We start from the raw sequence: 13,848 nt of genomic DNA on the forward strand, positions 1-13,848 counted from the left end.
AATCCATCAAGTGCTAAGGGTGCCCGCTCTCCTCCTTAAGGAATAATTTATTAAATCAATTTATTAATTTAAAGTCAACGTAGAGTTATAACTTCAGTCAGTCCTGAACGCAGTGAGAATCTATTGAATGCATCAATCGTTTCTAATTCAATTTGAAAGGACTTGTTGTTATATATATTGTTTCTTAGCCATTCAATTTCACTATCCAGATTTATAGAATCAATAACTATAGACCAAAATTTTTTTTCTCCATTCCAGCGGTAACTACGTTTCTTTAGGATATCTTTAGTATCAAACTTAGAATTAATTGCCGACACTCTAATCTCTTTCGAACTAGCATTATCCAACAATCGTTTCATCGCTAATTCGCCTGACTCCGGCAATTTATTTTGTAAAACCTCAAGCAAAGCATGACAGTCATTGGATGCGCGATGCCCTGCATAATGGAAGCCATAACGGTAGGCGAGGAACTCTAATTTAGCCCCTCCCAGCCCTTCTTCATTCCAATTAATTTGCGAAAAGGAGCAGCCCCATGCTTTTTCTTGAAAAAAAGGAAATCTAGCTTCAACAAACGCTCTATCGAATTTCGCATTATGGGCAATAATCAGTGATGCCTCCGCTATGAATGCTTGGACCGCCAGTTCATCAAAATGGTGGCCATTAACCATAGTATTAGTAATACCGTGTATTTTCGTCGATTCAGGAGGAATAGATATCCCGGGATCTTCTAGTTCATCATACGTTTCTAAAACACGATAAGCTTGACCAGTTATTGGGCAATACTCAAATAAAACCATACCAAGCTCTATAATTCGATCACTGATAAAATCAATTCCCGTTGTCTCTGTATCTAGGATAATAGCTTTGAGCAAACTCTCTGGACGTTCATTATCTAAATAGTGATCTCGCGATATAAACTCTTTGGTGAATTTATAGCCATATCCACTCAATTCCTCTAACAATAATCCAATTTCTAATTCACTTCGCATTAAAATTTTCTCCTATTCTATGAATGCGAATTTATAGTTTTCAACTAAGTTCTAACATTAATTCTGGCTGATCTTGGCGATTCAAACTCATCTACACAATTTTTCATTAACTACATGGCGATCATTGTCGAAATACGCTACAAAGCAAGTCCTCTTTGAGCTGCCGCCATATTGGAATCAACTCATCAATTGCATGTCCTAGCTCACTCGGCGGTAACTCATCTACATCATCTATAATTGCTGATAGACAACGAAGGCTTAAATCTAACCATTGTCGGGTTGCCATAACTTGATCACTGCTTGCCAACACTTCCAGTCCATCTGCCAGAGCTAACTTTGGATTTAGAGGCAATTTTCCGCGTATGTAATGTTCGTCAGGCAACGAAACAAATGGAAGGATACGCTTTGATAGCTTAAGTACTGCACGTGTTAAAGCAATATCGACAGGGACATCTTTGTGTCCTCCATTGAAGTGTGATTGCATTTGAGATACAGCACATCTAATTGCTGTGGTGTCATTGATATTACGCCCCAGCTCACGGCTCCCACATTGCGCTAAGGAATAACACAAATCAGATGAACCTAGTGCACTGCTAGAACCTTTCTTTACATCTCTCGTTTTAAATGAGACCCATCTATTATTTGCCATTCTTTTGTTCTGGTGCCATTCAATTACGGTTGGTATCAAACGTTCAATAATCCAGTGATGGGTATATTCCGCATCCCAAGCCTTTGTTGGCCCCACCGCCTCTGCCTGGTCATCAAAATCACTAAGAGGTGTCCAGCTAAGTACAACATTTTCATCCCAAGGACCAGCTACCCCAACTTCATTATGGGCCTGCATCATCAAGTGGTATCCGGGTTCAAGCCTAGCTCTTCGATTTCTAACATAGACTTTTAACATTCCTGGAGCAGCATCAAAAATATGCCAATTTGAATCTCCATTTGCAAAATCATATTCCCATGCAAAATCCAAAATAATTGACCACAAATTTCGATGAACACTCACAAGTGCGTAAGAATCCCTGTTGTAATTATGCTCGATTAATTTGAACCTCATTGTTTGCCATTTTGCTTCATTAGCAAAGATCACTGGTAGAAGCCTATTCCAAGCTTCTTTTAATATCCAATCCAAATGACTGAGCTCATCCGTCGATAATGTTAGACGAGCATGCTTTGTACTAAGCATCCAGCGTTCTTTATTGTCTGTGGGAATGGCATATGGACGAGAATCTATTTCTTGAGCATGTGCTCGCCACTGTAACCAGTGCATCAGTTCATCTGAATCAATACCTAACGTTATACCGTTCAGATCTTTTCGAGCAAATGAAAGTAGTGCCGAGACAATTTGTTGCTTATCGTTAGGCACTAATAAATCTAATCGACACGTCAAATTCTCAAAAATTAAACTTGAATCGAGTCGATGAGCAAACTTTTGACGGTAGTTTACTGGATACTCTGTCGGTTGATTGGGTTCTAAACGAACACAAAATCTTTCTGCTGCAGCCTCGCCAAATAACTCCAATACAACTGGTTCTGCATATCTCAACAAGCTCTGAAGTTCGCCATAATCCCAAAGTGCACTATCAATTTTTTCCTCAAATAACGAGAAAGCTGCCTCTTTCCATTCATCAACTAGAGCAGTATCTGTTTCAATACTGAATGAAGTGCAGAGGAAATATTTACTAACCCCTTTACGTCTTTCGCCGGTTAGAAACTCTCTTATCCATTTAGTAATATCTCCACGGGATATCGTTTTAACATGTTTGCATTGGAGTACAAATGTATCAGCTGTTGCTGCATTAAAAGCAACTATATCAATCCCATACTGTTTTTGACCTTGACGACCATATTGAAAGCTATTTTGAATAGTACCTGACAAAGAATAGCGGACAAGTCTCACAATTAACCGCTCAAAATCTTCCCATGATAGTTCGCTATCAATTGGGAGTGCTTTCAACTTGCCATCAATCACCAAAGGAGTTTTGGAATCTCTCAATAAGCCATTATTATAATTATCGGTTACCATCAAACTGAATTGCCTATTTGTCGTTTTTACAACGTACGCTCGAATAAGTCATCAATTTCATCCGTTGGTGCAGCTTTCAAATACTCTCGCCAATCTTCGTCTGGCTCATGACTTGCAAAATATTTTTCAGCCTGTCCATTTATGTCATAAGAATCAACAATCTCTTGAATGTTTTTTTCACTTGGAATAGCTCCAAATTCCTCTAATTTTTTACGTGCTAGTAACTGAATTGATATTTCTGCAGCTTGCAGATCGTCTGGATTAGCATCTCCAAACACTTCACTAGCATCAAATTCATCAGCTGCATGATTTGCAATATATTCAACGGTAGCGGCATCAATGTTTGGTAAAAGTTTTAATTTAGATTCTTCTTCTAGCATTTCAATAATTTGAAAAAGAGTATGAATCTCGGAAGGAAATGGCGAGTTTGAACATGCCATATTTACCCACTTTTCAACCGACTCAGGATCAAAGCTTCCATTTTTAGCAGCCCATTCAACGACATTGGCAGCATCCTCAAAATAGAATGATGGCTCATTTTGAAGAATAAAATCGGCTGTGCTTTGGATAAGGTCAGCTTCATCATTAGATCTTAGTTTACGTAACAGAAAATTTGCAGCAGCTGCAAGATGATCGACAGAATAGCTAACAAAATTATTTGAAATAGCATCAATTAATATGTCGCTAGCCAAGCTAACGGCTTGATCTTCTGATACATACTTACTTGAAACAAGTCCTGTCAAGGTTGATATTGAACTTGCACTTCTAAGCGATATTAGCCCTACTCGTAAAGATGGCAAATCTTTTGAATACCTTTGAAGCACATAATCTCCAATGGAAGGGTTAAAAAGATCCAAAGTGACTGTACTTGATCGAGCGGTAGCCGTTCTATTCAAAAAAGACCCTACGAGATGACGAAGTGTAAGTAAAAAATCTCTACGGCCTGACATTCCCTTGCTCTCAGGACGTGAAACAAAACGTACATAAGCCTCTGCTAAAACATCTTCACTAATTGTGCGATTATTCAAGGTCACCAATAAAACTATACCTCGCCCAAAATCATCAAGTTGAGCCTCAAAAGGATGCTCCCAGACTCGAGCAGGATTTTTCAACAAGTTAGTGGTATAACTCCAATATTGCTCTGCAGGGTAATCTGTAACTGAATTGGCATCGGTTATAAATCGAATCAACCGTGGATTAAAATTTTGATGTTCGATTACAGTCCTATAACGCTTATTCAGATATAGCTCATTTACATATTCGATAGCAAGACTTGAGTGCCATATGTGATTGTATAAAATCCTAGCTTTATCGATATCTTTCAGAGATTCAATCTTAACCTCGAGCTCATTACGATTAATATTATTCTGAGTGAACACATCAATTAAAGCTTTACCTTGATTCAATATGGTTGTTCTGGAAGTAAGAATAAATCGTTTGCTCTTATCATGCGTAATACGTCTAATGAATTGCATGATGTGACTACCTTCGTGTCCTGAAAGCGCTTCAAGATAATTACGTCCAAGAAAGTCATCAAAATAGAAGATCTGCTTTTCATCATTCACATATGCATCTTCAGCCTCTCTAAGACGCTCTGCTATCTGAACTAGTTGAAAACCTTTTTCCACATAGTGTAAGACCATATGATTTGCTAGCGTACTTTTCCCGATTCCAGGAGCTCCAGTCACTATCACGGCTCCAAGCTGTTCGAGTTTTTTTATTGCGATTTCATGCAACTCGGTTGGAACATATAACTTAGCGTCTCTAATTATTTCTTCGAGCGAATATGCACTTCGATCATGGATCGCCTTGTTTAGCATATGTTGAAGAACTGAGGTACTACGAATCCAGAGCTTGTAGTGCCTTCTTTCTATTTTAGGGTCTTTCGATAAAAGATCATTTAAGTCCTCTCTACCCAAGATATCATCATCTCTAACCACAAACGGGCTAAGAATGTCGCGAATTCTTGCTTTATCAGCTCGAGAAAGTGCATGAGATACGGCTAAAATATAACGGGCTGGTTTTAACAATTCGACTTTTGGACGCTCGACTTTCTCAAGGTGAGAAACAAGTCGTTCAAGAGGTGTTATCTGCCAATGTTTGCACTGAAGAATTACCTCTTCTCCAGTTGCCTTAAAATAGCGGCCATCTACGCCACTATCTTTACCTGGTTTGAATCGTTCAAATCTATGCCCATACACGCCTGAAAGAAGGTCGGTACAAAGTGTTTCGAATTCTTTGTCATTTAGAGTTGAAAAGTCGTAGTCAGCCATCTGGAAAGAGTAGGCAAAGCCCAAATAATTGCGTTAAAATTTTTTCTCCATAGTATTGCTAATACTCTGCAATAGCAACGAGCATCCCGCGAACAAAATAAATAACAACAGGAGGCGCAATGCCCATCCAGCTTGAATCCGTCCATATCTCAAACTTTAAATCAATCTCTAATTGCGAGTTACTACTCAGTACTTATACTCCAATAATTGGTTACAACAACTCCGGAAAAAGTAATGCAATTTCTGCTATCCAATGGCTGTTAAGGAGATCTCTACTCGGTAAAACAGACTTTAATAATAGTGCCCAACCGATAGAAGTTACTGGTGTTATTTCTGGATTAACTCCTGCTCACGTCGGCCTCATGCCAGCAGTGCAACAAGGACAAATTAATCCATATATAAACAATGGGATCTTGAAAGTTAAGCGCACACAAGCATCTTCTGCAACCAAAGTTAGCGAAATAATACTTTCTGTATGGAATCCCACTACCGCAACGTGGAGTCCAAACCCTGTTGGAATTGATAATGCCTTAAGTACATTAATGCCGGATCCAATTCGTATAGGTGCAATGGAGGACTCTGCTGAGGATGCTTCTAAATCAAAATCGACAACTACCATTGGCAAGTTACTTGCCGAATTCATTGCTCCAGTTAAAGCAGCGCATGAGGCCGAATTATCTGGTTTTTTACAGGAAATATCACGTCGTGTCTGTGAAGATGGCGACATACGATTCGCTGAGTTTTTGACTATTGAGAGCCAAATTAGCACAAAAATAAATGATTTATTTCCTGGGATTAGCGCCAAACTTCATTTTGAGGTACCTAAATTCGAAGATTTAGTTAAAGGAGGTACACTGCGCTTGCAAGAGGGAGGCGCAACGGCTCGTGAATTCTCGTCTTATGGGCATGGAACACAACGTTCTGTTCAAATGGCGCTTATAAGACATCTTGCAGAAGTTAAACGTGCAGCTGCACCAGTATTAGGAACTACTTTATTATTAATTGATGAACCTGAACTTTACCTGCATCCTTTTGCGGTTGAACAAGTTCGTGCAGCACTCAAATCGTTGGGCAATACAGGATATCAAGTCATCTTTTCAACACACTCGGCTCAACTTGTTTCATCTTCTGATGCACAGTTCTCATTATTAATGAGAAAAAGTGATGCAAGAGGTAGTCATGTAAGACAGCGATTACAAGATGCCATTCAAACGGTTGTTCCAAATTCCACTCATCAAATGGAACAATTATTCACACTGGGAAACTCTAGCCAAGTCCTTTTCGCTGATAAGGTTTTACTTACAGAAGGTAAAACGGAACAACGATTACTACCGGCGATTTTCGAATCGCTTCGATCTCGCAGTTTAGGGCAGGATCGATGCGCATTAGTTGCTCAAAGCGGGGCTAATGATACAAAGAAATCAATGGAAATCTTAGCTGCTATGGATATTCCATCTAAAGCTATTGTAGATTTAGACTATGCATTTAATGGAGCAATTCGAGATGGGTTTCTCCAAGCTACGGATTCTGATATTGCAGCGCTTAAATCCATTCTAGCTAATCTTAGCGCCAATGGAAAAATAACTATTGGTGGTAACGGACTTCCACAAAGTGGTGTAGTACCGGCAGCCACTGCTTTTGTGATACTCGCTCAAGAACCAAGAGCAATAACTCACATCGCTTCCTTACATGCAAAATTATTAGCTCAAGAAATATGGCTTTGGCAGCAAGGTGATGTCGAAGCCCATTTAGGTCTCACTGAAAAATCTGAAAGAGAGTGGGCGCGTTTTAATACTGATTTAGGCACTAATGGACTATATGCAATCTGCCCACATGCTCTTTCGGTTGATCAAATGTTGGCGTGGGCTGTAGGATAGAGCCCGCTTAATCAAAAGTATCCGCTTTATTTTTTATAGAAATTTTGTCTTTTGATTATATCGTTCAAGCCACTCTCGATGGGATATCTCCCAAGCCTTCCATCCAGCCTGTTTAGCCCTAGCAGCATCTAATGCATGATAGGGCGACCGCCCCTCCAGTTCGAGATACTTCTCAATACCCTCATGAAAATCTCGACTTTTATTTAGCTTTCGTAAGTAATAGTCAGTGAATTGATTCGAGGGAATCTTTCCATTGAAGGCATTCCACATCAAATTCAGCTCCACGAGAGAGTACCCGGCAAGAGTAATTTTCTGAGGCAAACTCCCGAACCAGCTATACATACGTTCCGAAAGTTGCGAATCCGTTAGTTGAGCATCAGGCGTTTTGCCAAGTAGAGGAAATATTTTGGCTTTCAACGACTCACTGCAGGCATCTCGATTGAAATCTAACCTTTCAGCATAAAATTCATGCTTTAGATTTTTGCTCACCATTCCAAGACTGATCAGTTCGCCATCACCCAGATCTGTGTATTGGGTATCAATAAATAGCATCATCACATTCCCCTTTCATCAATCGCTCAAGCTCTCTTGTGCGAAGGTAAATATTTTGTCTGCCGCCATCGATCCAATGGCCACTGATCGGAAAAACATTTTCCTTGGCTAGAATTTCAAATAACTTTTTAGGACTCACCTTGAGTTGTCGACTAACCTCCACCCCAAAAATATGAGATTGCTTAAAGTCGTCCAGAGTATTTAACGCTACAAGCCGCTGCTTGGAGTCAACTTCTACGATGGTTTTTAAGATACCTGTCCGCACCAAGTGATAAATCACTTCCTCTTTAATCTTCAGGTGTTTTGCCGCAGCAGCAATTGGCATAGCGCCTTTACGTTCGACATTAATCTGCTCTGCTATCCAACTCTCTAAAGCCTTACGTTCATACGTCCAACCACAAATGCCCTTTTCATTTTTATTGACGGCAATAGGTAGTAAATCCTCTTTAATGATGGCGATCATTATTCCTGGGAAGAGGTACGGTCTTGTGAATAAATGGCGTATCGCATGGCCTAAACTCACCATATGTTCCGCTGATTTAAACTCCGGCAAATCAGAGCCTAGTATCAGTATTTGCTCCAAAGTCGCTCTGGAGATATGCCAACGCCCATTGCCACTTTCTTGTGGGCTAATAACTTTACCCAGTAGCTTGTGATCCACCAATTGCAGTACACGCTGCTCCTTAATGCCTAAAATTTCACTCGCCATTTTTAGATCGACACGATCTGTCAAAATGCCACGTATCACATCAACTTGCTGACGATTGATACAAAGCACCGTGCGTCCACCTGTTGTCTTGACTTGGCTACTCTCTATTTTTCCGCTATTTACCAAAGCGATGACTTGCTTAAGACCAGCACCTAATTCAGTCGCAATCGTTTTTACTGGTACCCAAACATGCTTTTTGCGTAACGGCATGGAAAGACGCTTATTTCTTTCAGCAAACGAATGACGCCAATTCTGCTCAAGATATTCTTCAAAGGCATGCAGTAGAAAACCGTATTTTGGTTCTTTGTAATGGCCGTAAAGATATCCATAAAATCTGCCGAAACGACCTGGTAGACTCGCCGACTCATCTGCCCCCATCGACTGTTGTATCTGATCCAGCATTCGATAAAATCCTTGGGGCCAATTAAGTAAAACTTCGGAAGCAGTTCCCATCAATTGCTGAGCACTAGCGATTGAATCGATCTTTTGTTCTCGCAAAGCAGAACTGACTCCAGCCTTTCCATATACCCCAAGGGTCACAATCAGCGAATGTAGTTGCTCCAACTCTAAAAGCTTTAAGTTTGGAATTCTTGAATCATGGCCAAATACCTTGTGATTTAATACTTGGGCTAATTTCAGCTCTTTCTGATCTGCTGAAAGAGATTTTGAGTGACGTAAATCGTGCCCACAAATGCAACTTAGTAAATTGCCTTTTTTCCATGATTGCACTTGATCACACTTCGGACAAATTTCAATTAAACTGACTCTATGCGCTGTGCAAACCGTCATAAGTGACAACTCCCACCCCTGTCGCCAATGAGGTTTTTCATGAAGACAAGCTGGGCAATAGCGACGTGTCCTGCTATTCCAAAGTGGGCGATTGCCTTTATTGTCATGTTGACGGAATAGTCTGTCAGTCCAACGCGCATCGGTTAAACCTAAAAGCCTGACCAATATATCGGGGCTCGGAGTAGCTTCATTCCAAAGTCTTCGTGGAGGACTTACATGATTACCTTCTGCCAAGCGCAAAATGAAGCCTTGCATACCTTCATCCGCAAACGGCTGAGGACGAAAAATCAATGGTGTGATGGTACTCATAAGCCAGCCTCTTCAGCCAAGGTTTCGCGATTTACCCTAGCTTGGTGCCGATCAACCATGTTCTCAAAAGGCTCGTTTGTTTTCGTAAGCGGTCTTAACGATCCATTGCTTGTAAAAGGATTTAACTTATCGGGCACATCTCGCCACACCTCCTCTTTGAAAGCTTCGGCATAATGTTTTTCTGTCACGAGTGCACTTTTCTCTAACAAAGCTAACAGCAATGCACCATCTACGATTTTGCCGATGTAATCGATCAAACCATAGGTTGCAAAGTAAAACCGCTTGGCCATGGTTGACGTACTTAATGTCACCGATGGCAGAGGCAGTTCCTTTTCGATCACCTTCAACACCCCTCGATACTCAACAATGTCCTCTTCATTCTCGATATTGAAAGGTCGCAAGTAATACCTTGCAGAAAACCGTCTTGCCAGTTGCACGTTTAACCTGAGAATTTCTTCGCTTTTGGGTAAGCCAAATAACACGACTGGGATGCGTGCCTGATTAATCAGATTTTTGAGCCAATCCGTTACCCGCAAGGTTTCATTGCGCTTCGCGTGCTCCACAAAGTGTTGAAATTCATCAATCAGCAATAACTCCACTTTGCAGAGCTTTAGGAAGTAATAAATACGGTGCGTTTTATGTTCTGCAGATCCTTGGTGACTCATGGGATCACCGAGCGCAACAAGAATAGTCTCCGCAAGGTTTTTTACGGTGGGCCCGGCTGGCGTATCTACCGTCAAAACGGGAATGACTGTGACTTCACCAAGATCTTTTCTTGGATATCGCCCTTCGTATTCATTCCTGATCGTGCTCTTGCCTGCACCCGATAAACCGGTGATTAGTAACCCTCCATGGTGGTCAGTATTTAATGACCGCACATGCAATCGTGTAATGAGCTCCAGCGCTTCTTTGAATCTTGGGTAGGAGATGATCCTGTTTCGAATAGAAAAACGCGTTATAGCGCTGCGCAGATGGTTTTTAGAGGTTGAAATCATTCTCTCTCCCCTCTCTGATTGCTTTTACGCTCACCTATCTCGAAATTTGGTAAGTCGATTTCCTCAGTAGCATCCTCGTTAAAAGTCTCTTCCTGCAAGGTGAATACTTCCGCTTTTGGCAATCGACTGTCCTTACCTCGCAAAACTGCTTGCCGTTTTCGTTTCCCCATTTTGTTATGGTGGATCGCTGACGTCACAATCTGCTGCAGCTCTTGTTTATTTTGAAGCAGGAGTTCTCTGTTATGAGGGTCTTTTTGCTGCTCTCTCAAAGCACTGCGAATGGATTGATGTTGCACCAGTCTCAAACCATCGGCATATTCAAAATGTATCGCATGCACCTTGAAGTAAAGCTTTTCGAAAGGATCGAAGACGTGGATATAGCCCATATCATCTTCGTAATACTTGAAGTCGACTTTAAGCTCCTCCCCATACTGCCGACGAAGCTTTTGTAAATGGTCATTGTTGTAATGCAGTCCATTTACCTCCAAGCCATAATGAAATACACGTCGTGTTTGCTGATGACCAGCAATCACTTCTAACAATGCAGGTTCAGCCGGATGTTTGATAATCCGCTCACGCTCCCCCGCTTGCCATTTTTCCAAAGGCGTCGTCATACCAACCCCCTGTGATGAGTGAGGTGATAGATATCGACGATCCATTTGATTAGCAGATGCTGCAGATCGCTAAATGTCAGACTGGCTTTTGCTTCCGATGGATAATCACCACGCGCATTAATGTTGGCAAACACGGTACCTGGTAATTGATGTATCAGCCCTTCTTCGATTGTTCGAAAAACCCGTTCTACTGAGCCTTTGTATTGTGGTGTTTTCGCTGGACAGAACTGGACTTGGATTCCCAGCTCCTGGCAGAAACTCATTAAGGCATTGGCATGGAGATCCATGCCGTTATCGCACACGATGGTCTCTGGAATTCCTCTCGCTGGCCAAGGTGTTTTGATATCGGGGTAAGCCGCCAGAATTTCATCCTTAGGCAAAATGGCTTGCTTCAGGCATTGCAATACCGCATATGCGGACGGCTCCCGGAAACTCAGATAAAAGCCCACAATCATCCGGCTATACTTATCGATGGTAATCGTCAGCCATGGACGCCCTAGTGGCTTAAAGCTTTTCTCACAAACGACTAAGATATCTAGTGGAGTATGGTCGATCTCCCAACGCTCCAACAGACGCGTCGCTATCTGCTTGCCTTTCACGCTCCTGAATCTAAGATCAGCCTCCGACTTCCCTAGACGTCTCGAGATAACATTGTATGCCTCCAATTTCTCGATATACCGGTAAATCGATGACTTCGAAGGTAGCTTGATTTCGTGGTCAGGCGGTAATTTCTTTACCCACTGTCCGATCCTTGTTTCAACAAGTTCTGCGACCGCACCCTTCGGGTATAGCTGATGATTGAAATATACCTCTTCGATCGCTTTATCAACGATGTCCTTAACAGTCTTGCTCCAACTTAATCGGCGACCTCGTTGCTCAAACCGATCAACGAGATCTACCGTACTGCCACGCCCTTTTTGTTTCTTTCTATTCCAGCGATACAGGCTAAGAGCACTAGGTGGATTTGGATCATTCAGCTCGACTGCAATCTGGGCAATTTGCTTTTCGAGCTTTTCGTAATTCATCACAAATTTCTGCCCACCGGTCACCCGCCTCAAGTACTCATCTTTCCTATAGGCCTTACGCTGCACCTCTTCTGAGAAAGTCGAAAGATCACGAGAAATCTTTGGGTCAATCACTAACGGGGCATCAAGTTCAGCGTCATCAATGATCCACTCGCCACGGCTACAACCAAGAATGATCTCTGCCTCACTACATTTGATTAGCTCACCATCCTCACTCTCCAGTTGAAAACTGCTATCCATTAAACGCCGCAGTAGCGTGAATTTCTGTTCATCACGAATAAAGACCAGTCCCTTCCTAAATGCAAAGTGTTTCATTGATCTCTCTCCCGAAGATAAACCACACTTTCCATCGTGATTGGTTGATCGAGATCGCAGATCAAATAACCAAGCGCTAATAACTTATATGCTAAGCGTTCATCTTTTAAGATCGCAATGACCCCAGCCAAAGTCCTGGCAGGAAGAATGATGAGTTTTTCGAATGCATCATCTGCATCGTTAAGATCGTCATTGATCCCTGGTAAGTGATAAGCCAAGAGTTTTAGATTCGTTAATCTTGGCTCTCGTCTAATGAAGGTTTCATCCCAAACTTGATAATTAAATCCTTGCTCCTCATGCGCCCACTTTATTGTGGCCAGCCGAGCTCTCAGCATCGGGCACTTCAATTTAGCCAATGGTTTGACTTCAATATGGGTAGGATCTTGATTTGCTCTATCAGCCCTGAAATCTGGGTAACAGAATTTTTGTTGATCGTTTTCGTAGAAATAGAATTTTTGAGGTTGTGCCGAATACTTTTTTACGTCATGAGAAAACTCTAAAATCAGAATAGCATCGCGCTCTAAAGTGGACTCCCATGGAATCATCTTTCTCATTTTCAGTGAGGCGCTATACCCTCTCACTCCCCGTCCTGAACGGGTTACAGCCTTACGTGCAGTCATAGTCAGTCCTTACGGTTAGGTCAGAACATCCTCATTTTTAAGGCGTAAAGAAGCCTTTGATCAGGTGAAAACCTGATTTTTTCTATGAGGTGCTAATTGAATTTACTACTTGACGCCCGCAAGGCTCGCAGAGATACTTAAGGTTCTCAGTCTTCAGGTACTACGTCTCTGAAGCCAAGGGGGCAAGCTGAAAAGTTTGTCCCCTTTTACATTTTTGGCCTCCCCTCTTCGCCATTCACGCTTTTTAAAGCAAGACTTCTTTGCTCTCGCAAAGTCAGTAATTCTTCAACAATGCGTATCTCGGATGATTGGAGTTCTGGTAAGGCATTCCATAAGCGATGCAGCATATGAAATGTTTCTGGTGGTATTTGTGCTGGAATAACAAGTTTACGTTGAGATACTCTTGCGAGCTTTCTCAGCTCTTCTGCTTCAACTAAGCTCAAGTTAAATTTGCGAACAAGTTTCTCTACAAACTCATCCGTTGGGGATTTCTTATCTAACTCCAGCGAAGAGATCAGTCCTTGCTCGTAACCTACACGTACAGCAAGCTCTCGCTGACTTAGTTTAAGTCTTTGGCGAAGTTGATAAAGATGTGCAGCAAAAGGGCTCAAAAAAAATCCCGGATTTAATAATCTTTGAACAGAAAGATTACATCACCGGGACTATTTTCTCAACAAAAATGTTGATTAAGTTATTGTTTTATAAGGAAAATTAGTTATATAAATATTGTATTATTTCCTATATAGGAAGCT

11 protein-coding genes are annotated in these 13,848 nt (G+C 41.5%); 1 reads left to right on the plus strand and 10 read right to left on the minus strand.

Annotation, left to right across the window (positions count from 1 at the left end; translation table 11 throughout):
- Positions 1 to 74: 74 nt before the first annotated feature.
- The 3 genes from ACIDE9_RS03195 to ACIDE9_RS03205 all read right to left on the minus strand — a co-directional run bounded on the left by ACIDE9_RS03195 (position 75) and on the right by ACIDE9_RS03205 (position 5,291).
- Positions 75 to 989 carry a 3'-5' exonuclease gene (locus ACIDE9_RS03195; protein ID WP_411992645.1) on the minus strand — a complete coding sequence of 305 codons (915 nt, stop codon included), beginning with the start codon at positions 987 to 989 and terminating at the stop codon, positions 75 to 77.
- Between the two features lie 121 nt (positions 990 to 1,110).
- Positions 1,111 to 3,021 carry a hypothetical protein gene (locus ACIDE9_RS03200; protein ID WP_411992647.1) on the minus strand — a complete coding sequence of 637 codons (1,911 nt, stop codon included), beginning with the start codon at positions 3,019 to 3,021 and terminating at the stop codon, positions 1,111 to 1,113.
- A 23-nt stretch (positions 3,022 to 3,044) separates the two neighbouring features.
- Entirely contained in the window at positions 3,045 to 5,291 is a 2,247-nt protein-coding gene (locus ACIDE9_RS03205) for a restriction endonuclease (protein WP_411992649.1), read from the minus strand.
- A gap of 119 nt (positions 5,292 to 5,410) precedes the next feature.
- Here ACIDE9_RS03205 and ACIDE9_RS03210 point away from each other — a divergent pair, with 119 nt between their 5' ends.
- Positions 5,411 to 7,168 carry an ATP-dependent nuclease gene (locus ACIDE9_RS03210; protein ID WP_411992651.1) on the plus strand — a complete coding sequence of 586 codons (1,758 nt, stop codon included), beginning with the start codon at positions 5,411 to 5,413 and terminating at the stop codon, positions 7,166 to 7,168.
- A gap of 33 nt (positions 7,169 to 7,201) precedes the next feature.
- Here ACIDE9_RS03210 and ACIDE9_RS03215 read toward each other — a convergent pair whose 3' ends face one another.
- From ACIDE9_RS03215 to ACIDE9_RS03245, 7 genes are all read right to left on the minus strand, one after another.
- Positions 7,202 to 7,723, minus strand: a complete 522-nt coding sequence (locus tag ACIDE9_RS03215) for a hypothetical protein (RefSeq protein WP_411992653.1) — start codon at positions 7,721 to 7,723, stop codon at positions 7,202 to 7,204.
- Positions 7,707 to 9,527, minus strand: coding sequence for a TniQ family protein (locus ACIDE9_RS03220; protein ID WP_411992655.1), 1,821 nt, complete (start codon positions 9,525 to 9,527; stop codon positions 7,707 to 7,709). The genes ACIDE9_RS03215 and ACIDE9_RS03220 overlap by 17 nt, the downstream gene beginning before the upstream one ends.
- Complete coding sequence (locus tag ACIDE9_RS03225) at positions 9,524 to 10,522, minus strand: TniB family NTP-binding protein (RefSeq protein WP_411992657.1); 999 nt, start codon at positions 10,520 to 10,522, stop codon at positions 9,524 to 9,526. The genes ACIDE9_RS03220 and ACIDE9_RS03225 overlap by 4 nt, the downstream gene beginning before the upstream one ends.
- Positions 10,519 to 11,136, minus strand: coding sequence for a Mu transposase C-terminal domain-containing protein (locus tag ACIDE9_RS03230; protein ID WP_411992659.1), 618 nt, complete (start codon positions 11,134 to 11,136; stop codon positions 10,519 to 10,521). Before ACIDE9_RS03230 ends, ACIDE9_RS03225 begins: the two co-directional genes overlap by 4 nt.
- Entirely contained in the window at positions 11,133 to 12,476 is a 1,344-nt protein-coding gene (locus ACIDE9_RS03235) for an integrase catalytic domain-containing protein (RefSeq protein WP_411992661.1), read from the minus strand. Before ACIDE9_RS03235 ends, ACIDE9_RS03230 begins: the two co-directional genes overlap by 4 nt.
- Positions 12,473 to 13,096 carry a hypothetical protein gene (locus tag ACIDE9_RS03240; RefSeq protein WP_411992663.1) on the minus strand — a complete coding sequence of 208 codons (624 nt, stop codon included), beginning with the start codon at positions 13,094 to 13,096 and terminating at the stop codon, positions 12,473 to 12,475. Before ACIDE9_RS03240 ends, ACIDE9_RS03235 begins: the two co-directional genes overlap by 4 nt.
- Before the next feature lie 206 nt (positions 13,097 to 13,302).
- On the minus strand, positions 13,303 to 13,707 hold the full coding sequence (locus ACIDE9_RS03245) for a helix-turn-helix domain-containing protein (protein ID WP_411992665.1): 405 nt from the start codon (positions 13,705 to 13,707) through the stop codon (positions 13,303 to 13,305).
- Positions 13,708 to 13,848 lie beyond the last annotated feature (141 nt).

Origin of the sequence: Methylophilus sp. 'Pure River' (genome assembly GCF_046765995.1) — a bacterium.
Lineage (GTDB): Bacteria > Pseudomonadota > Gammaproteobacteria > Burkholderiales > Methylophilaceae > Methylophilus.